A 17,347-nucleotide genomic window follows, 5' to 3' on the forward strand; every position below is an offset into this window, starting at 1 on the left:
TAAGTTAATCAGTTCCAATTTTTTTAAGAGAAAGTACCTTGGAAAAAGAAAAATTTAAAATAAGCATTATCTGTCAAATCCGAATGGGTGGGTATCTTTAAGCGTGAATTCAATAAAAGAATTATACCAAAGGCTTACTTGGCTTTCATTGGATGTGGTTTTTGGAGCAATGGGAGGAATGCTCTTTTTCTCAAGGCTATTGAGAGTTCAGTTGCATTGGACCATTTATGCATTGCTAGGGATGGCAGTTTGGGCAATTTATACATTTGACCATTTGATGGATGCAAGAGTACATCCTACTGGGTCCAAAATGGATCGACATGGGTTTCATCAGAAGCATGGTTTAGCACTTTGGTTTTTATTGGTTACTGTGGTGTTGGTAGGTCTATATGGAGCCTACGTAGTTTTTGGGATTGGAAAAGAGCTTTTTGCAGGTGGAATATTAGCTGTAATTATCTTATTAGTCATGCTGATAATACGGGTATTACCACCTAGGTTTCATTGGTTGAAAGAATTGAATACCGCAATTTTCTACGTCATAGGGATAGCCTTGCTTCCATTTCTCCGGTTTTCATTTTTTGATTGGACCTGGGAAACAGGAACCATCACATCAGGGTACATCGCCTTGGCATACCTCAATTTAATCATGCTTTCTTTTTTGGATGCAGGGAAAGATCAAGCTTCAGGCTATGGATCATTGATCAGTGTGTTGCCCAAAGATCAATTAAATAAGGTAATCCGAATTTTATGCATTGCGATTATTGTCGTGTTTTTTGGAGGAGTCATTTTCCTTTCTTCATTTTATAAACTGTTTTCCTGCCTCATTTTGATCATGGGCCTGATCCATTACCTCACATTTTTTAATCCAAGGCTTAGCTCTCCACAAATTAGGTATAGGATGGAGGCTACCTTCTTTCTTCCCTGGATACTTTTGGTTTGGTGATTAGACAAACGCACTGTGTCCTGTAATCGCACGGCCTACGATTAAAGAGTTGATTTCTTTGGTTCCCTCATAGCTGTAGACTGCTTCCGCATCTGCAACAAATCGAGCAATATCATGTTGCAGCAAAATACCATTACCACCAAATAACTCTCTGGCATGATCCACAATGGAACGCATTCTTAGGGTACAGAAGACTTTGGCCAAGGAAGCATGTTCATCTTTCAATAGATCGCTGTCTTGCATTTCAGACAATCGGAAGACCATAGTTTGCATGGCTGTTAAATCTCCTAACATAGTTACTAAGAGGTCTTGAACCAATTGGAAAGATGCAATAGGTCTACCGAATTGTTTACGTTCATTCGTATAGGCTAAGGCTAATTCATAAGCGCCTCTTGCGCAACCTACAGCTTGCCAAGCTACTCCAGCTCTGGTCATACGAAGTACTTTGGAAGTATCTCTAAAAGAGTTGGCTTCTTGTAGTCGATCTGATTCTGGTACCTCACAATTAGTCATCGTGATCAATGCATTTTGCACAGTACGCAGCGCCATTTTATCTTCTAATTTCTCAGCAACAAATCCTGGGTTTTCTTTTCTTACAATAAAGCCTTTGACTTGTTGGTCATCTAGATCCCGCGCCCAAATAATTGTGATATCTGAAAAGGTCGCGTTTCCAATCCATTTTTTTTGTCCATTCAAAACCCAAACATCACCTTCTCTTTTGCAAGTTGTGGTCAGTCCCCCTGCAACCCCGGACCCAACTTCTGGTTCAGTTAGTCCAAAGGCTCCGATTTTCTCCAATTTTTGCATGGAAGGTAGCCATTCTTTCTTTTGTTCTTCAGACCCGCATAAATAGATAGACCCCATAGCTAATCCGCTTTGTACCCCGAAAAAGGTAGACATAGAGGTGTCGACTCTTGCCATTTCCATTGCAATAAATCCCTCCAAAAGGGCAGAATGCCCTGGGCATCCGTAACCTTGGTAGGTCAACCCTGCGACATCCAGTTCAGCCATTTTAGGGATAATATGCATGGGGAATTCGGCACGGTTCCAATAGTGATTGGCAATGGGTTTGATTTCTCTTTCCATAAACTCCCTGACCCGCAATTGGATTTCCCGTTCATGATGAGGCAGACTTTTTCCTAACTCATAAAAATCTCCGTTAATAGGAGGGATTTCTTTAGGTTTACTTCCTCCCTTGAGCATTCCCATCATCTTCGAAAGGTCTTCCTCACTCATTTTTGAGACCAGGTTAACCATTTTGGGTAAGTCTACTTTCTGGGAAAGCTTGGATATTTGGTCAAAGTCAACATTAGATAGGATTTGACGAAGTCCTGAAATGGATTTAAATATATTTTTCATAAAAAATTATTTTGGGTTTTCACTAAGTTACATTTTTAACAGATGAAAGACAGCTACGGTTTTATAGCACCTTACTACAATCGATTAGCCAAATTAGTTTTTGGCAATCAGTTAGCCCTAGCTAAACAATCTTTTATCTCAGATTTAAGGAAAAAAAAGGTCTTGATTATTGGAGGTGGGGATGGGAAAGACTATCAGATTTATCAAGAAGGTTTACAGGGAGATTATTGGGAGCTTTCGCAAGCTATGCTTGAATTGGCAAAGAAAAATCTTCCTAAAAGCTCATTAAACTTTCAATGGGGATATTTTAGGCAGGTAGAAGATCAGACCTATGATGAAATCTGGCTTCACTTTGTCTTGGACACAATGCTTGATTCAGAAATCGTAGAGTTGTTGGATCAATTAAAGAAATCTTTGGTCCCAAGTGGCAGCATTTTTTTGGTGGATTTTTTTCAACCCACCACTCTTAAAAGCAAGGTGCTGCAATTTTTAATGATTTCTTTTTTCAGGATCGCGGCGCAACATAAAAGGAAAAATACTCCTGACTATGAGGAGCTTTTCAAACGATGTTTATGGGAAAAAGAAGAAGAACATATCTTTTTAAAATGTTGGATAAAAGCCCAGTTATGGAAAAAATCAGATGGATGAGGATTGTTGAAGTAGTCTGAATTTTTCAGGAGAATAGGAAGTCTTCTTTTTGAATAGCCTACTGAAATAGCTTGGATCTTCAAATTGTAATTTGAACGCAATTTCTGAAATGCTTAAATCTGAATGTACCAGCAACCGTTTGGATTCTAGAATGACCCGTTCCATTAAGAGTTGTGAAATAGGTTTTCCGGTCTTTTTCTGGGTGAGTAAGTTGAGTTGCTTTAAACTCATGTTCATTTGAGAGGCGTAAAAGTTTACATCTCTTTGCACTGAAAAAGCTTCCTCTATGATTTTCTCCAGCTTTTGGAATTGATCGAGATTGGGTATTTGGTTTTTAAGCTGTGGATTTTGATCTAAAAAATATCGATAAGAAAGGGTCAAAAGGATATTAGTATAACTTTTTAATAAATCCATGCTTGACCAACTGGGATGAATAATCTCTTCTTCAACTTTTTCAAAGTTAGAAGCCAGTTTAATGAATTGAGCACTGTCTAAATTCAGCAAAGGGATAGTTAGATTTGAATTGAAAAAAATAAAACTGTTAAGCTTTGCGAGGCTATATGTTGAGGTATAAAATGATTGACTGAAAAAGAGAATGTGGCCTTTGGTATCTGGGGAAAGTGTCCATGAATGAACTTGCCCGGGGGCAAGAAAAAACATGGATTTGGGGGTCACCGGGTAGGATTTGAAATCGATTATATGAGTTCCATTTCCATGGCTAAAAAAAACAAGGATATAAAAATCGTGTTTGTGAGGTTTTTGGATAAATAGATGAGTCTGTAAATGTTTTTCTAGCCTTGAATAATAAAACTCTTGGGGATCAACAGAAACTTTTTCAAAATCTGGGATTTGATATGTAGGAAGTATGGCTTTGGGCATATTTGAATTTCTCAAATAATATACCGAAAACCTACTTTACGCTGCCGACTGGTCTCTGGATGGATCGGATTCCTTTTTAAAAGGAATGAAAATAGCTATCCAAATGGATCTACTTAATCGGAATATCATTGGCAAGGCAAGAATTGCAGCCAAACTGATGGTGATCAATAGCATGGTCAAAGAATAGTCTGGATAGAAAGTTTTCAAAAGTATCCAGACTGTAATGAAAAGGGCAGTATTAAATGCATAACTAATGAACATTGCCCCAAAATAAAAGCCTGGTTCCGGCTCAAAAGATTGATGACAATTTTCACATCTCTTATTCATACTAAAAAGGCTCGAGGGTTTAGAAATTCTTCCTTTCTCAAACATTTTTCCATGGTGACATTTTGGGCAGTTACAGCTCAAAATGCTTTTCAAAGTAGAGTCTTTGTTCCCGTCCATTATTGATTACGTTTAGACAAAAGTAAAACCCTATTGACTTTAGGCAGCAGGACAATTATTCCAATTTATAGGACAAATGGGAAAATTATGGTCTTTTATTGGCCCACTTTATTGATGATGTTCCTAATCAAATCATCATAGTATTTCCCATTACCAGGTCCGTACCAGTTCATTTCTCTTACTTCATGAAACTTCCGGTCATAGTATTTATCAGGAGTAATGTATCCCATATAGCCTCCATTGAATGTGGTAATCATTAGGTTTAAGCCATATTCTTTTGCTTGCTTTTCCCACTCAGCAAAGAATACTCCTGAAATCTCTCCGCTAGAGGCAATCATCAAGGTATTTCCTATTAAGGTGATGTCGAAATGAACATTCGTTTCCCCCAACAAATAATCAAAAAGCCAGGGCCTAATCCTTAGATTGTCCGAGACTCTGAGGTGAGGCTCCCTTAAGGCAATGGGTAAGGTACCCGTTTCAATTCGGTGTGTGTGAAGCGTAGCGTAATAGGTCATTTTGATCTGCATCACAGAGTCCAGTTGATGGGCATATTCCTGCACCTTTTCTGGGCTGTTCCCTGATGCCAAAGGACGGTGACTTCCCACAGTGCCAGCAGCAAACATGGCAAAATCAAAACCCCTTTTTTCCAGGTCCTTCATTAAGTAATAGGGATAATCTCCTGATAGTCCCATGAATTTGGAACTTAGAATAGTCGCATGTGCGGAATAGGTGAAAAATGTAGCCTTTTCTCCGCTTTTCTTGGTAAAGATTAGCTGTCTTATGGAAGGCTCAATCGGATCTTCTTTGACGAAACGATTGGCTACAAACTCTGAAGCATCTATCTTTTTATATTGAATGGTAGTGCTGTCCTGAGTCGTGAGTGCTTGGTTTAAAGCCTTCAAGGTTTTGTTGACAATCAGCTCTACAGTTTCCTCCTGGTATCCCCCAAAGGCTAATTCTCCTAAAGGGCCAGGCATATATCCCCCCATTCCTGCATGGGTATGGGTAGCTGTAAAAATCACTTGATCAATAGGCAGGTTTTGCTTGCGGATCGCTGTTTGAATTTCCTTTGCCAAATGAGGGTGTACAATCAATAATTCATAGCTTAACCAAGCGACGGTTGTTTCCCCATTTCCAAGAGCTAAGGCCTTTACAAAACTGCTGTCTTGTACAAATTCGTAATTCCCTCTAGGTGCATATCCCACAAGCTCAACGGGGTCGTCCGGTGTCATATTGGATTTGCCCCAGCCAGCTAACCAAACTGAAGTTTCAGAGCCCTGAAGTTGGAGCTGCTCTAAATCCGAAAACGTTTCTTTATAAAAATCCTGTTCCTCAATTGGAGATCTGTCCACTCTCGTTAAGGTGAATATGGCTACCAAAAAAACAAAAAGGAAAATCCCAAAAAGGATTTTCCCTATGTTATACGCCAGCTTTTTAATTGCCATTATTGATTAATATTCAAAGACTCCGTAAGGGCTTTTTATGGTGACTTTTTTCCCCTCATGTGGCTCAACTCTACCTATGATTTGAGCATCTACCCCGTAGGATTCTGCGATATCAATGATTTCCTCTGCATATCGTTCATCCAGATAGACCTCCATTCTATGTCCCATATTGAATACTTTGTACATTTCTTTCCAATCTGTACCACTTTCTTCTTGGATGATATTGAATAGAGGGGGAGTTTCAAATAGATTATCCTTGATGACATGTACATCATCTACAAAATGCAACACTTTGGTTTGAGCCCCTCCGCTACAATGTACCAAACCATGGATTCTGGATCTCATATAATTTAAGACATCTACCATGATTGGAGCATAAGTTCGGGTAGGAGAAAGCACCAACTTTCCAATATTTACAGGAGAGCCTGGAGCTGCATCTGTCAAATTGTATTTTCCTGAATACACTAAGTCTTCTGGGACAGCAGGGTCAAAACTTTCAGGATATTTGGTTTTTAATACTTTATTGAAAACATCATGTCTTGCAGAGGTGAGTCCATTACTACCCATCCCTCCATTGTAAGAGCTCTCATATTTAGCTTGACCATAGGAGGCTAATCCTACAATTACGTCGCCTGCTTGAATGGTATCGTTAGAGATCACTTCGTCTCTTCGCATCCTACAGGTAACCGTGCTATCTACAATGATGGTTCTGACCAAATCACCTACGTCTGCTGTTTCTCCTCCTGTAAGTACCGCATTGACTCCATTGTCTCTGAGCATCTGAAGTACTTCTTCAGTTCCTTCTATGATGGCGGAAATGACTTCACCGGGAACGAGGTTTTTATTTCTTCCAATGGTAGAGGAAACCAAAATATTATTGATCGCACCTACACATAGCAAATCATCTGTGTTCATGATGATCGCGTCTTGAGCAATTCCTTTCCAAACGCTCAAATCCCCAGTTTCTTTCCAATAAGAATAGGCTAAGGATGACTTGGTGCCTGCTCCATCAGCATGCATGATGTTGCAGTAGGCTGGATCGTTTCCAAGGGTGTCTTCCACGATCTTACAAAAGGCTTTTGGATAGAGACCCTTGTCAAGTTTTGAAATGGCCTGATGTACATCTTCTTTGGAGGCGGAAACTCCGCGCTGCATGTATCGCTCGTTCATAGCTGCAAAGTTAAGTAATCCCCATCAATTCGGGAGTAAGTTTGGGAAAACTTGAAAAGAGAAAAGTGGTCAGAATTGGGTTTGTATTCCAACTTGACCACTTTTATCATTTTTCCATGGTATTTACTCTATAATTTCTATGACCTTGAATTCAGTTCTTCTGTTTACTTGATGCTCTTCCTCTGTAGTTGCATTTTGGATGATCAACTGACTTTCACCATATCCCTTCGCTACTAATCTATCCCTACTGATGCCTTGAGAAACCAAGTAATCAACTGCAGATTGAGCTCTTCGTTGAGACAAGTCTAAGTTATACTCATCAGAAGATCGATCATCCGTATGGGAACTCAATTCTATTTTTATCGATGGATTATCTTTCAGAATTTGAACCAATTTATCCAATTCAACCGCAGCATCTGGGCGGATATCTGCTTTGTCCAGGTCATAATAGATGTTTTCTAACACGATGGACTTCTCTAAGATCAACTGATCCAAAACAATTGTCGTGTCTAGGGTGATATTGGTTACTTCCTGAATTAAGTCTTCGGGGTTTGGAGTTTTTCCTACTGTGGTATATGGAATTGACTTGGAGAAATAACCGGTTTTAGAGGCTATGATTGTGAAATCCGCATTAGGCTCTAAGGTGAATCTTACCCGGCCGTTTGAGTTGGAAAAATCTCCTCCGGACTGCTCATTGTTATCATCATAAAGAACTACACGTGCTTGTTCCAGCACTGCATCTGGTTCCCCTGCTACCCGTTGCTTGGTATATACATTAAGAAGTACATTGACAATTTTGGGTTTTGGAGTCTTGTCTTCAAAGAAATAAATATCATCGTCTCCAACTCCACCTTCACGGTTTGAAGAGATAAATCCTTCTTTCGGATAATTGGTAAAGAAAATCCCAAAATCATCTGCTGGAGAATTAAAGTTTTCTCCCAGGTTTTTGATTACTTGATTTCCTGAAGCATCTTTTTCAGCTACGAATAAATCCAGTTTACCATATCCAGCATGACCATCGGATGAAAAGAAGAATTTACCATCCGCAGTGAGCCTTGGGAACATTTCATTTCCGGGGGTATTTACATTTGGGCCTAAATTGACCGGATTCCCAAAATCACCATTCGCCAGTTTCGTAGCTTTATACAGGTCAATACCTCCATATCCCCCTGGTCTATTGGATGCGAAATATAGTTCCTCTCCATCTGGGCTGAAAGCGGGGGTGGAGTTCCACCAAAACTCATCTTCATTAACTGGCATCCAAATGGGCTGAGTAAATCCAGATCCTCTGAAATAGGAGGCAAAGAGTGCTGTTTCAGGAAGGTCTTTAGGAGAGGTAGAATTCCCTCTGGCGTAAATGATGGTATTTCCATCAGGGCTGATGGCTATGGCAGCCTGATTTAACCCCTCTTCATTTTGGAATTCCGGTAAAGTCTGAATATTTCCCACATCTACTCTCAATCCTTCAGCTCTTGTTCTAAACAGTTTGGTATAGGGAGATCCATCTGCTGGGTAAATTCCAGACGCTCTTCGTCCAGATGTGAAATAAATAAAATTATCATTGGTCACCGGGGCATAATCGGCACCCGGAGTGTTCAATTCATTGTAATTGACCAACACGTAATTCGGGAAGTATTCCTCAATCCCATTTGCTAAGTTAATCGCTTCAATTTGCCGTTGTGTTTCCGCAAGCAAGCTTTCATCTTGGGTAAACCCTTTTGCCTTCTCAAACGCTTCAATGGCCTCCTCATCTTTTTCTTGTGCTTTTAAACTTTGGCCAAGACGGAAAAGAAGGTCAAATGAAGGATCTTCCTCTACCAGTTTTTCATAATAAGGGCCTGCGTCTTCAATCCTATTTGAAAGTCTGAAACTCTCAGCCACTGCCAAATTAGCCTCTTGATTATCAGGATCCGATTCTAAAATCTGGGAATAAGAGTTGATGGCATATTGGTATTGACCGGAAAGGAACTGATCATTGGCTTTTTCTTGAAGGCTTTTACAGGCGTTCAAGCTCATTAAGAGAATAAAGGTGATCCACAAAAAATGGTTTTTCATCTGAAAGGGCTATTGATGATCTATCTAAGCTGAATATTACTAATTAATTTGGGAAAAATTTGTTTAACCAACTAGACTTTGCGGGAATCCATAGCTGATTTAAATGTGATTTTTCCTTAATCAATGGATTTATTACCTCCGTATCTACGGAGATTTCCCCCGCAAGGACTTTTTGTTTGATTCCCAGAGCCGGGGAAACTTTAATAGTTTGGTTATTTTTGTAACTCACTTTTCCCTGATTGGTCAGGTCAACTCCCAAGGAAGCTTCCAATTCACGAAGCACTCGGACTGAACTATCAATTGAACATCCACTTGCTCCTAAATTGCTTTCGTCCACTGCCAGCAGGATGATCTGGTTTTCAATCAAATCAAAAGAAGTAGGCATCAGATTTCCATGCGTATTCCAACCTTCACAAAAGGCAGTTAGCCTTCTTTTTAATTGAGACGCTTCCTGTTCATTTAAAGTCCGCTCAGCCTGATAAACCCAAACTCTGGAATTCTCAGGCATTTTATTAAAATCAACGTACATAATTCAAATTTATTTAGGCAAAGAAAAACCCTTTCTACCTAACGGCAAAAAGGGTCAAATTGATTCAATCTTATTCAATCATATTCCCATGTCCTTAGCGATCATCTCCGCTAAGTCATAGACTTTTACTTCTTCTTCTTTCTCTTTATTCTTTACGCCATCAGTCATCATGGTCAAACAAAAAGGGCAACCTACAGCAATGGCCTGGGCTCCTGTAGCCAATGCTTCTTCTGTTCTTTCCACATTAATGTCTTTTTTGCCAGGTTCTGGCTCTTTAAACATCTGTGCTCCTCCAGCTCCACAACAAAGTCCTTTAGTTTTACAACGCTTCATCTCCACCAATTCCACATCCAGAGCTTTGATGACTTCTCTTGGAGCTTCGTAAACATTGTTGGCTCTGCCTAAGTAACAGGAGTCATGGAATGTGATCTTTTTGCCTTTGAATTCTCCTCCTCCTTTTAAAGTCACTTTGCCCTCGTTAATCAGTTGCTGAAGAAATTGGGAATGGTGAATTACTTCGTAATTGCCTCCCAGGGCAGGGTATTCATTTTTAATAGTATTAAAGCAATGAGGACAAGCGGTCACTACCTTTTTTACTTCATAACCATTTAAGACCTGAATATTTGCTACTGCTTGCATCTGGAATAAAAATTCGTTTCCAGCTCTTCTTGCAGGGTCCCCTGTACAAGCCTCTTCCGGTCCCAAAACGGCAAAACTCACACCTACTTTATTCAATATTTTAACGAAAGCCTGGGTAACGGACTTGTATCGCTCATCAAAAGAACCGGCACAACCTACCCAGAACAATACTTCTGGAGTTTCGCCTTTTCCGGCCATTTCGGCCATGGTTGGTACTTGATAGGTAGACATATATTTTAATGTATTTTTTTGCTAAAAATGGAACCTGAAGACTTTATTCAAGTTCCGTTAACTGAAATCTGAAATCACTTCATTTCTTCTTCTTTCACTTTTTCTGCCCAATTGAATCGATCGGAAGGGCTGAATTTCCAGGGAGAAAAACTGGTTTCCATATTTTGGAACATCGCATTCCATTGTGCCGGGGAGCCAGATTCTTCCATGGCCACATATCTTCTCATTTGAAGAATGATGGAAAGTGGATCAATATTCACTGGACATGCTTCCACACAAGCATTACAGCTGGTACAGGCATTGATTTCTTCTTGGCTGATATAATCACCCAACAAGGACTTTCCGTCTTCCAATCCCTTGCCTCCGGCATCTAGGCTTTTTCCAACCTCTTCTGCTCGATCCCTTACATCCATCATGATTTTTCTTGGGGAGAGCTTTTTGCCGGTCAGATTTGCAGGACACTCAGAAGTACAACGTCCGCATTCTGTGCAGGAATAAGCATTCAACACATTGATCCAAGAAAGGTCGTTGATGTCTTTCGCTCCAAACCTGGCGATTTCAGATGGAGGGTCGGAAGGAGTTTCTGAAGGAATTCCCAACATCATATTCACTTCATTGGTGACTTCAGGCATATTGCTCATTTCACCTTTTGGTTTCAAATTGGAGTACCAGGTGTTGGGGAAGGCTAAGAATATATGAAGGTGCTTCGAATAAGTGACATAAACAGCAAAAGCCAAAATGCCTACAATGTGAAACCACCATGCAAATCGTTCAATGAAAATCAAAGTGGCATCGCTCATGGTTTCGAATAGCGGTTGGATGATGCCACTGAATGCCAGGCCTCCAAATGCCAAATAATGCGATACTCCTCGATCAGCTAAAATTTGATCCGTGGCATTCATGGTCAGAATTGCCAGCATCAAAATAATTTCGATTACTAGAATTAAGTTACCGTCTAAGGCTGGCCAACCTTGCATTTCAGGTTTGGTGAAGCGTTCCACTTTCAGGATGTTTCTTCGAATCAAGAATACGATACAAGAGAAGAGAACTGCTACGGCTAGGAATTCAAAGAAATTCATCGCAGCTACGTAAAAACTTCCCAGGAATGGGGCAAATAGCCTATGAGTTCCTAAAATTCCATCCAAGACAAATTCTAATACTTCCAGATTGATAATGATAAATCCTACATAAACGAATAAATGGAGGATGGCAGGGATAATTCGTTTAAACATCTTCTGCTGGCCAAATGCAACCAGTAACATGGTCTTCCATCGTTCATCTGGTTGATCATTTCTAGTTTCACTCTTGCCTAAAAGAATGTTTCTCCGAAGGAATTTTACCCTTTTACTCAGGAACCAAGCAGCGGCTCCAAAAATTATCAAAAATATTAATTGAGGTAAAAAGCTCATATTGATGAGTTTAGCGATTTTCTTCTGTTTAAACCTGTATTTTTTTCTTCAAATGATTTGGAACAAAAACTCAAATACCTACCTTTGCATCACTTTACAAGAAGGTGATGTAGCTCAGTTGGTAGAGCATCGGACTGAAAATCCGTGAGTCGGTGGTTCGAATCCACTCATCACCACAAGCCCTGTCGAAAGACGGGGCTTTTTTTATGCCGATTTTTGTGTTTTCGATTCCCATTTCCATTCATTTTTAACTACTGCAAAGTAATAAATACTCTGCATGCATACTAAATTTCTCTAAAAATTAAATTAGAGAAATTGACTTGACTTAAAGAAAGATGGATAGTTCCGTTGCTATAAGTCTCATGAAATCATTAATTTTTAAATATTTTAAATTTTTTTTCACCCAAAGTGTAACATTTCAAGTTTTGATGCATCACCTAACAAAATGAAGTCATTTTTTGAAACACATATCTGGCCGAAGAGATCGAAGCTCTACCGATTGGTTTACCTCTGGATTAGAGATAGGGCTTTGGCTGAGGATATGATTCAAAATGTATTCGAAAAATCTTTTCAAAAGGAAGAGGAATTGGCAAACCACCCAAATCTATCTGGATGGTTAGTGAAAAGTTTGAAAAATGAGGTGCTGATGTATTACAGAACTTCCAATAAACTGGAAGCATTGGATGGTTTGGAGGAAATACAAGTCTCCGAACCTGTCGATGAGGAAGCTAAAGAATCTGTGAGAAAAGTGATGATTTTAGTAAAGGATCTTCCTTTGAAGCAACAGGAGATTTTCCAATTGAGAGAAGTGGAGGGAATGAGTTATGAGGAGATTTCTGATTACCTGGAAATCAGTTTGGAACAGGTAAAGGTCAATTTGCATAGAGCAAGAACGAAGATAAGAGAGCGCATGATGTCATTAAAGGAAAGAGGATGAAAGATCGCATAGAATATTTGCTAGGAAAATATTGGGAGGGAGACACTACTCTCGAGGATGAGAAAGAATTAAAACTACTCCTGGGAAGTCAATCTGAATTTGATAGGGAGAAGGAGTATTTTGGGATCATCGAGGATTATGGAAAAGAAGAGCCTAAAAATCTATATATCCCTAAGGCAAAGGTGAGAAAGTTAAACTCCCGCTGGTTGAGTTGGGCTGCTTCAGTAGCCATTTTCACAGCTTCTTTTGTAGGGTGGAGAGCTTATGAACAAAAACAGCAAGAGGAACAAGCGTATCAAGAAGTGATGCAGGCCTTTGCTTTGATTCAAACAAATATGGCTAAAGGGCAGGAACAGCTTGAGGTCATGAACGAAATAAAATATTTGAATACCACAAACCAACTATTTGGTACAGTTAAAAAATAGAACCATGAAAAAAATTCTGATTATACCGATTCTACTCTTGTCTTTGGTATTCAAAGCCCAGGCTCAAGACGACGCCATTCAAAAGTTCTTTTCCAATTACATGGAAGATGACAGGTTTTCCCGTGTATACATTTCTCCTAAAATGATGCAGATGGCTGGAGGGTTTTTAAAGAGCAACTCCGAGAATGATCAAGATGCAGAAGATTTGGGTACCCTGATTCAAAAAGTGAAAGGGATCCGGATTTTGAGTTCAGAGGAGGTCAATGGGCAGGCATTATATAATGAGGCAATGAGTACTTTGACCAATAATAAATACGAGGAATTAATGGATGTTCAGGATAAAGGCTCCAGTCTCAAATTTATGGTAAGGGAAGAGGGCGGCTTGGTTCGTGAATTATTGATGTTGTCCGGTGACAAGGGAGGTCAATTCACTTTACTCTCTATGCTGGGAGCTTTTACCTATGAGGATTTAAATTTGCTAGCAGAAAAAACTGACATCCCTGGAATGGACTCTTATAATAAAGGATCTAAAGAAAATAACTAATAGAAAACTAAACCTTATTACACATGAAACGAATTATTTTAACCTTGATGCTGATTGGAACAGTGATGGCTGTTCAAGCCCAAAGTAAAAGCGTGAAAGCCCTTTATGAAAAATATAAAGGAGATGATGACTTTTTCCACCTGGAGTTAGGAGGTAACTTTATGAACTTCGCTGAAGGCTTTAAAATAGATATGGACAAGAATGATATGGCGACGGTAGCCAAGTCTGTGGAGAAATTAAACTTTTTCACCCTTCCAGATAATATTGATCAGGACCGGGCGGAATTCAAAGCACTCCAAAAAGGTCTTGAAAGAGAACGATATGAATTGTTGATGGAAGCCGCAGAAGGAAAAGGTGGAGTATTGGTCTATTCAAAAGGGAATAAGACCATTTCTGATCTAGTCGTTTTAGTAGGCGGAGATGAAGGTGATTTAATGGTGGTAGAGCTAAAAGGAGAATTTGATTCCGAGACGGTGGCAAGAGCTACCAGTAAAGGAATACATTAATAGTATTTAAGTATTGTATAAGGAGAGCTGTCGTGAAAATGATGGCTCTTTTTTTTGTCAAGGAATTATGGTGAGGAATACTATGGGATTTAAGTCTAAAAATGATTCTGAAATATTAGAATTATAGTCATAAAGCTTTAGTTTTTAAGTGCTTCAAAACTTTTTTAAAAATTTTTTTTACCAAATAACTATTTTTTTTCTGAGGAATATTGAAATTCATGTCGTTACATCATTTTGGATTTTAGGTAAAAATATAAATAAAATTCTGTTGAACTGGCAAAATTCAAAATGAAACGAGTTTCGCAATCGATAGCGAAAGAAAAATGTATTATCGTTAACAAATCATTATAATTCTTAAGGAATCATTAATGAAAAGTATTTTTTGTTGAAACATTTGCAAAATAGATTCCGTTAGCTACCTTTGTAGAGTAAACAATGTCCGGACAAGATCTAGACGACCCTGTAACCCCAAAATATCCCCCCTAGATGGAACGGCCATCCAGAGGTTACACATAAGAATCTAAAAACCTATTAAACCAATTATTAATATGAAAAAATTATTCTCTTTGCTTTTTGCTGCGGGGATCGCAACAGGAGCATTTGCAACTGATCAAGACAAAGTTGTCAACATCAGACAAACTGAAGCTAAAAAGGTAGCAGTAACTTATGCTGCTGTACCACAAGGTACTGTGATTGTTAAAATTACTGATTCTCAAGATAGATTGGTAATGAGAGACAAAATCAACAAAGAAGAAGCTTTCGCTAAAAGATATGACTTGAACGCTCTTCCTGAAGGCACTTATGAAGTTGAGGTATTGGATGAATCTGGTGTAATAAGAACTGCATCTTTCGATACATTCGTAGCTGAAACTCCAGAAGTATTCTCTAGAGTGACTAAAATGGGTGAAAACAAGTACAGATTATTGGTAAGTAACCTTGAAGCGAAAGAAGTGTCGGTTTCTATTTTCGATGGTGATCAATTGATCCACTCCGAAAGAATCGATAATCCTCAAGGTCTTCACAAGATTTTTGATATCGCTAAACCAAATGGAAACATCACTTTCAAAGTTTATACTGATGGCGGTTTCGAATCTTACGTAACAAGCCGTTATTAATTAACCAGCTATTATTTATCGAATCCCGTTCTTGAAAAGGAACGGGATTTTTTTTGTTAGAGGCAAAGAAGTTTATTAAGACGAATCCGTATGCTATTGCCAGTAATATCCTATGGAAATAGAATGCTCTTATCCTTAGGGCTTATTAGAATTTGTTTTAAGACAAAGTACAAATTCCCTTACCATAGATAGTAGTTCTTCCAAAAGGTTTCAATTATGGAGGCTTGCGCCTAATCAACAAACATTTCAAAGGAGCGAATTGTGAATTATGAAGTGCAAAAAAAAAAGCCCTGAGATTCGTCTCAGAGCTTTTTTTGAATTCTTGTGGTTTACTTCTTCCAGCTTACTTTTCCTCCTTTTGCAGAGTCAACAGTAATAGAGTAATTAGATCCTGAAGAAACAATCCACTTAACTTTTACTGCAGTCATTCCAGGGATATTTGCTACTTCAATCTTTTCAGGATTTCTTTTTTGTTCACTGAATTTCTTGAAGTCCTCATCTTCTACTACAAAGCCGGCCACTACTTTTGCCCCGGAAATACTCACATAATCTGGTCTCTCGATTTTATACTTTAAATCCTGACTAGCATGGGTCGGCATCAATCTTTCATTGAAGATGGTTGCTGTGATGGATTTTAATCCTCCTCCTAAGTCTTCTTCCTTCACATCCATAATCGAAAGTTTTGGCGTATGATAGGCATGATAAATAGTGAAAGCTGCATTTCTATGAGCATCTTGCTCCAATAAGAAGCCTGGATGTGCTCTTCCAAATGTCTTTTTGAATCCGCCTATTTCCACAGTGCCGAATTGAGGATGTTCATATTCATGCCACATCACAAATGCATCCCCCATGGTCAGCAATTGATCTACTTCAAACATTTCGTCTTGATTTCCTCTTCCAGAACCTTCTTTATGGAAATACAAATAAGAAGTCATTAATTCATTAGAATAGGTGAATACGCCTCTTGTCCCATAAAACCAGTCCAATTCTCCTCCAAAAACTGAATAGAGGTCTTTATAGACAGTCAAATAACGGTAACCAGGAATCATTTCCTCTCCTTTAGAAGCGATGGCATCATAAATGCGGATATCATCTCTGTTGTATGTGCTGACATCTTCCTCCGCGCCTGGGCCTCTTAAAATCATCCCCCCACTGTTGTGAAAGCTTTGAGCACCGGCAATGTTGGGGTGCTTCATCACAAACTCCATAATATTTCTGTTTTCAGGCAAGGAAAATGGATATCTCAAAGCCCCTCTTTGAATATAGTCTGGCTGCCAATTCCATCCCCAATCTCTGTTTGGGTCATAATACCCAACTCCGTCATCATTGACTCTACCATCTCCATCACCATCTGTACCTTCCTGTCCTAGTATTTCGTATTCACCGACTTTATCTGCACCCACCATGATCAATTTTCTTGGATCTTGGGGATCTTTGATATATCTGCCAGTAGGTGATTTTCGTATCATCATCGTAATATGTCCATCCCCATCTAAGTCATCCATCCCATCTTCACCTTTGAGTCCGTCCCCGTCATTATCCAAAACCATCATTCCAGATCGTGGAGAATTGGCGGTGTTGGGCTGATTGAAGAAATCGTTTCTTGCATCAGGATTGATTGTTGGGGTGATGTAAAAGGTTTTGTCCTTTAATAGTTGTTGGATGAATTCATTATCTGCATGCATTTCGGTCAAATACCAAGCAGCGTACAAAGCAAATTCCCCACCCTGAATTTCATTAGAGTGAATGTTACCATCGATCCACATACCTGGCTTGTCTGTATCAGGACCCGTGGAGAAATCAGTGATGGTTAAGGTCATCATATCTCTACCTTCGTAGGATTTTCCGATGGATTCTATCTTTGCGATATCGGGATGGGCTGCTGCAATTTTTTTCATATTGTCCACAAGCCCTTCGTAGGTGTAATAACGATTAAATGCTATTTCAACTTTTGGCATGTATGGAGTACCCACTGCTTGGAAGAATTTTTCCTGAGCATTGGCGTCGATAGTAGTTAGACTCAAAGCACTAAAAGCCAGCCCAACGATTAATTTTGTTGTTTTCATGAT

General features: G+C 39.2%; 17 protein-coding genes and 1 tRNA gene. 8 read left to right on the top strand and 10 right to left on the bottom strand.

Annotated elements, in window-relative coordinates; genetic code table 11:
- Positions 1 to 103: 103 nt before the first annotated feature.
- Positions 104 to 943, top strand: a complete 840-nt coding sequence (locus BUR11_RS19550) for a hypothetical protein (RefSeq protein ID WP_074226725.1) — start codon at positions 104 to 106, stop codon at positions 941 to 943.
- Here BUR11_RS19550 and BUR11_RS19555 read toward each other — a convergent pair whose 3' ends face one another.
- Positions 944 to 2,302 (bottom strand): acyl-CoA dehydrogenase family protein, encoded by a 1,359-nt coding sequence (locus BUR11_RS19555; RefSeq protein ID WP_074226726.1) that lies wholly within the window; start codon positions 2,300 to 2,302, stop codon positions 944 to 946.
- Positions 2,303 to 2,344: 42 nt separating this feature from the next.
- Here BUR11_RS19555 and BUR11_RS19560 point away from each other — a divergent pair, with 42 nt between their 5' ends.
- Complete coding sequence (locus tag BUR11_RS19560; RefSeq protein WP_074226727.1) at positions 2,345 to 2,950, top strand: class I SAM-dependent methyltransferase; 606 nt, start codon at positions 2,345 to 2,347, stop codon at positions 2,948 to 2,950.
- Here BUR11_RS19560 and BUR11_RS19565 read toward each other — a convergent pair.
- From BUR11_RS19565 to BUR11_RS19600, 8 genes are all read right to left on the bottom strand, one after another.
- A complete protein-coding gene (locus tag BUR11_RS19565) occupies positions 2,939 to 3,829 on the bottom strand; it encodes an AraC family transcriptional regulator (RefSeq protein WP_074226728.1) in 891 nt (296 codons plus the stop codon). The two genes, BUR11_RS19560 and BUR11_RS19565, sit on opposite strands and share 12 nt — an antisense overlap.
- A 36-nt stretch (positions 3,830 to 3,865) precedes the next feature.
- Entirely contained in the window at positions 3,866 to 4,156 is a 291-nt protein-coding gene (locus BUR11_RS19570) for a DUF983 domain-containing protein (RefSeq protein ID WP_159439246.1), read from the bottom strand.
- 212 nt (positions 4,157 to 4,368) lie between these two features.
- Positions 4,369 to 5,718 carry a neutral/alkaline non-lysosomal ceramidase N-terminal domain-containing protein gene (locus BUR11_RS19575; RefSeq protein WP_074226730.1) on the bottom strand — a complete coding sequence of 450 codons (1,350 nt, stop codon included), beginning with the start codon at positions 5,716 to 5,718 and terminating at the stop codon, positions 4,369 to 4,371.
- Positions 5,719 to 5,724: 6 nt separating this feature from the next.
- Positions 5,725 to 6,888, bottom strand: a complete 1,164-nt coding sequence (locus tag BUR11_RS19580) for an AIR synthase related protein (RefSeq protein WP_074226731.1) — start codon at positions 6,886 to 6,888, stop codon at positions 5,725 to 5,727.
- A 123-nt stretch (positions 6,889 to 7,011) separates the two neighbouring features.
- Positions 7,012 to 8,943, bottom strand: coding sequence for an OmpA family protein (locus BUR11_RS19585; protein WP_074226732.1), 1,932 nt, complete (start codon positions 8,941 to 8,943; stop codon positions 7,012 to 7,014).
- A 43-nt stretch (positions 8,944 to 8,986) separates the two neighbouring features.
- Positions 8,987 to 9,472 (bottom strand): hypothetical protein, encoded by a 486-nt coding sequence (locus BUR11_RS19590; protein ID WP_074226733.1) that lies wholly within the window; start codon positions 9,470 to 9,472, stop codon positions 8,987 to 8,989.
- A 78-nt stretch (positions 9,473 to 9,550) separates the two neighbouring features.
- Positions 9,551 to 10,342: a (Fe-S)-binding protein gene (locus BUR11_RS19595; protein ID WP_074226734.1), complete on the bottom strand. Its 792-nt coding sequence runs from the start codon at positions 10,340 to 10,342 to the stop codon at positions 9,551 to 9,553.
- Between the two features lie 74 nt (positions 10,343 to 10,416).
- On the bottom strand, positions 10,417 to 11,751 hold the full coding sequence (locus tag BUR11_RS19600) for a 4Fe-4S dicluster domain-containing protein (protein ID WP_074226735.1): 1,335 nt from the start codon (positions 11,749 to 11,751) through the stop codon (positions 10,417 to 10,419).
- Positions 11,752 to 11,854: 103 nt separating this feature from the next.
- Here BUR11_RS19600 and BUR11_RS19605 point away from each other — a divergent pair.
- From BUR11_RS19605 to BUR11_RS19630, 6 genes are all read left to right on the top strand, one after another.
- Positions 11,855 to 11,927 (top strand) — tRNA-Phe (locus BUR11_RS19605).
- Positions 11,928 to 12,196: 269 nt separating this feature from the next.
- Positions 12,197 to 12,688, top strand: a complete 492-nt coding sequence (locus BUR11_RS19610; RefSeq protein WP_074226736.1) for an RNA polymerase sigma factor — start codon at positions 12,197 to 12,199, stop codon at positions 12,686 to 12,688.
- Entirely contained in the window at positions 12,685 to 13,113 is a 429-nt protein-coding gene (locus BUR11_RS19615) for a hypothetical protein (RefSeq protein ID WP_074226737.1), read from the top strand. The genes BUR11_RS19610 and BUR11_RS19615 overlap by 4 nt, the downstream gene beginning before the upstream one ends.
- Before the next feature lie 4 nt (positions 13,114 to 13,117).
- A complete protein-coding gene (locus tag BUR11_RS19620; RefSeq protein WP_074226738.1) occupies positions 13,118 to 13,657 on the top strand; it encodes a DUF4252 domain-containing protein in 540 nt (179 codons plus the stop codon).
- 23 nt (positions 13,658 to 13,680) lie between these two features.
- Positions 13,681 to 14,163, top strand: coding sequence for a DUF4252 domain-containing protein (locus BUR11_RS19625; protein WP_074226739.1), 483 nt, complete (start codon positions 13,681 to 13,683; stop codon positions 14,161 to 14,163).
- Between the two features lie 548 nt (positions 14,164 to 14,711).
- Entirely contained in the window at positions 14,712 to 15,278 is a 567-nt protein-coding gene (locus BUR11_RS19630; RefSeq protein ID WP_074226740.1) for a hypothetical protein, read from the top strand.
- 329 nt (positions 15,279 to 15,607) lie between these two features.
- On the opposite strand, the gene BUR11_RS19635 is transcribed toward BUR11_RS19630, so the two are convergent.
- Positions 15,608 to 17,344, bottom strand: a complete 1,737-nt coding sequence (locus tag BUR11_RS19635) for a M14 family metallopeptidase (protein WP_074226741.1) — start codon at positions 17,342 to 17,344, stop codon at positions 15,608 to 15,610.
- Positions 17,345 to 17,347: the final 3 nt, after the last annotated feature.

Source organism: Algoriphagus halophilus, from assembly GCF_900129785.1.
Classification (GTDB): Bacteria; Bacteroidota; Bacteroidia; order Cytophagales; family Cyclobacteriaceae; genus Algoriphagus; species Algoriphagus halophilus.

Bases quoted from the DNA above. Each gene is read 5' to 3' on its own strand.
- BUR11_RS19630 (WP_074226740.1), top strand. From the start codon at position 14,712: ATGAAAAAATTATTCTCTTTGCTTTTTGCTGCGGGGATCGCAACAGGA.
- BUR11_RS19625 (WP_074226739.1), top strand. From the start codon at position 13,681: ATGAAACGAATTATTTTAACCTTGATGCTGATTGGAACAGTGATGGCT.
- BUR11_RS19585 (WP_074226732.1), bottom strand. From the start codon at position 8,943: ATGAAAAACCATTTTTTGTGGATCACCTTTATTCTCTTAATGAGCTTG.
- BUR11_RS19600 (WP_074226735.1), bottom strand. From the start codon at position 11,751: ATGAGCTTTTTACCTCAATTAATATTTTTGATAATTTTTGGAGCCGCT.
- BUR11_RS19580 (WP_074226731.1), bottom strand. From the start codon at position 6,888: ATGAACGAGCGATACATGCAGCGCGGAGTTTCCGCCTCCAAAGAAGAT.
- BUR11_RS19635 (WP_074226741.1), bottom strand. From the start codon at position 17,344: ATGAAAACAACAAAATTAATCGTTGGGCTGGCTTTTAGTGCTTTGAGT.
- BUR11_RS19575 (WP_074226730.1), bottom strand. From the start codon at position 5,718: ATGGCAATTAAAAAGCTGGCGTATAACATAGGGAAAATCCTTTTTGGG.
- BUR11_RS19590 (WP_074226733.1), bottom strand. From the start codon at position 9,472: ATGTACGTTGATTTTAATAAAATGCCTGAGAATTCCAGAGTTTGGGTT.
- BUR11_RS19560 (WP_074226727.1), top strand. From the start codon at position 2,345: ATGAAAGACAGCTACGGTTTTATAGCACCTTACTACAATCGATTAGCC.
- BUR11_RS19570 (WP_159439246.1), bottom strand. From the start codon at position 4,156: ATGAATAAGAGATGTGAAAATTGTCATCAATCTTTTGAGCCGGAACCA.
- BUR11_RS19615 (WP_074226737.1), top strand. From the start codon at position 12,685: ATGAAAGATCGCATAGAATATTTGCTAGGAAAATATTGGGAGGGAGAC.
- BUR11_RS19610 (WP_074226736.1), top strand. From the start codon at position 12,197: ATGAAGTCATTTTTTGAAACACATATCTGGCCGAAGAGATCGAAGCTC.
- BUR11_RS19555 (WP_074226726.1), bottom strand. From the start codon at position 2,302: ATGAAAAATATATTTAAATCCATTTCAGGACTTCGTCAAATCCTATCT.
- BUR11_RS19620 (WP_074226738.1), top strand. From the start codon at position 13,118: ATGAAAAAAATTCTGATTATACCGATTCTACTCTTGTCTTTGGTATTC.
- BUR11_RS19595 (WP_074226734.1), bottom strand. From the start codon at position 10,342: ATGTCTACCTATCAAGTACCAACCATGGCCGAAATGGCCGGAAAAGGC.
- BUR11_RS19565 (WP_074226728.1), bottom strand. From the start codon at position 3,829: ATGCCCAAAGCCATACTTCCTACATATCAAATCCCAGATTTTGAAAAA.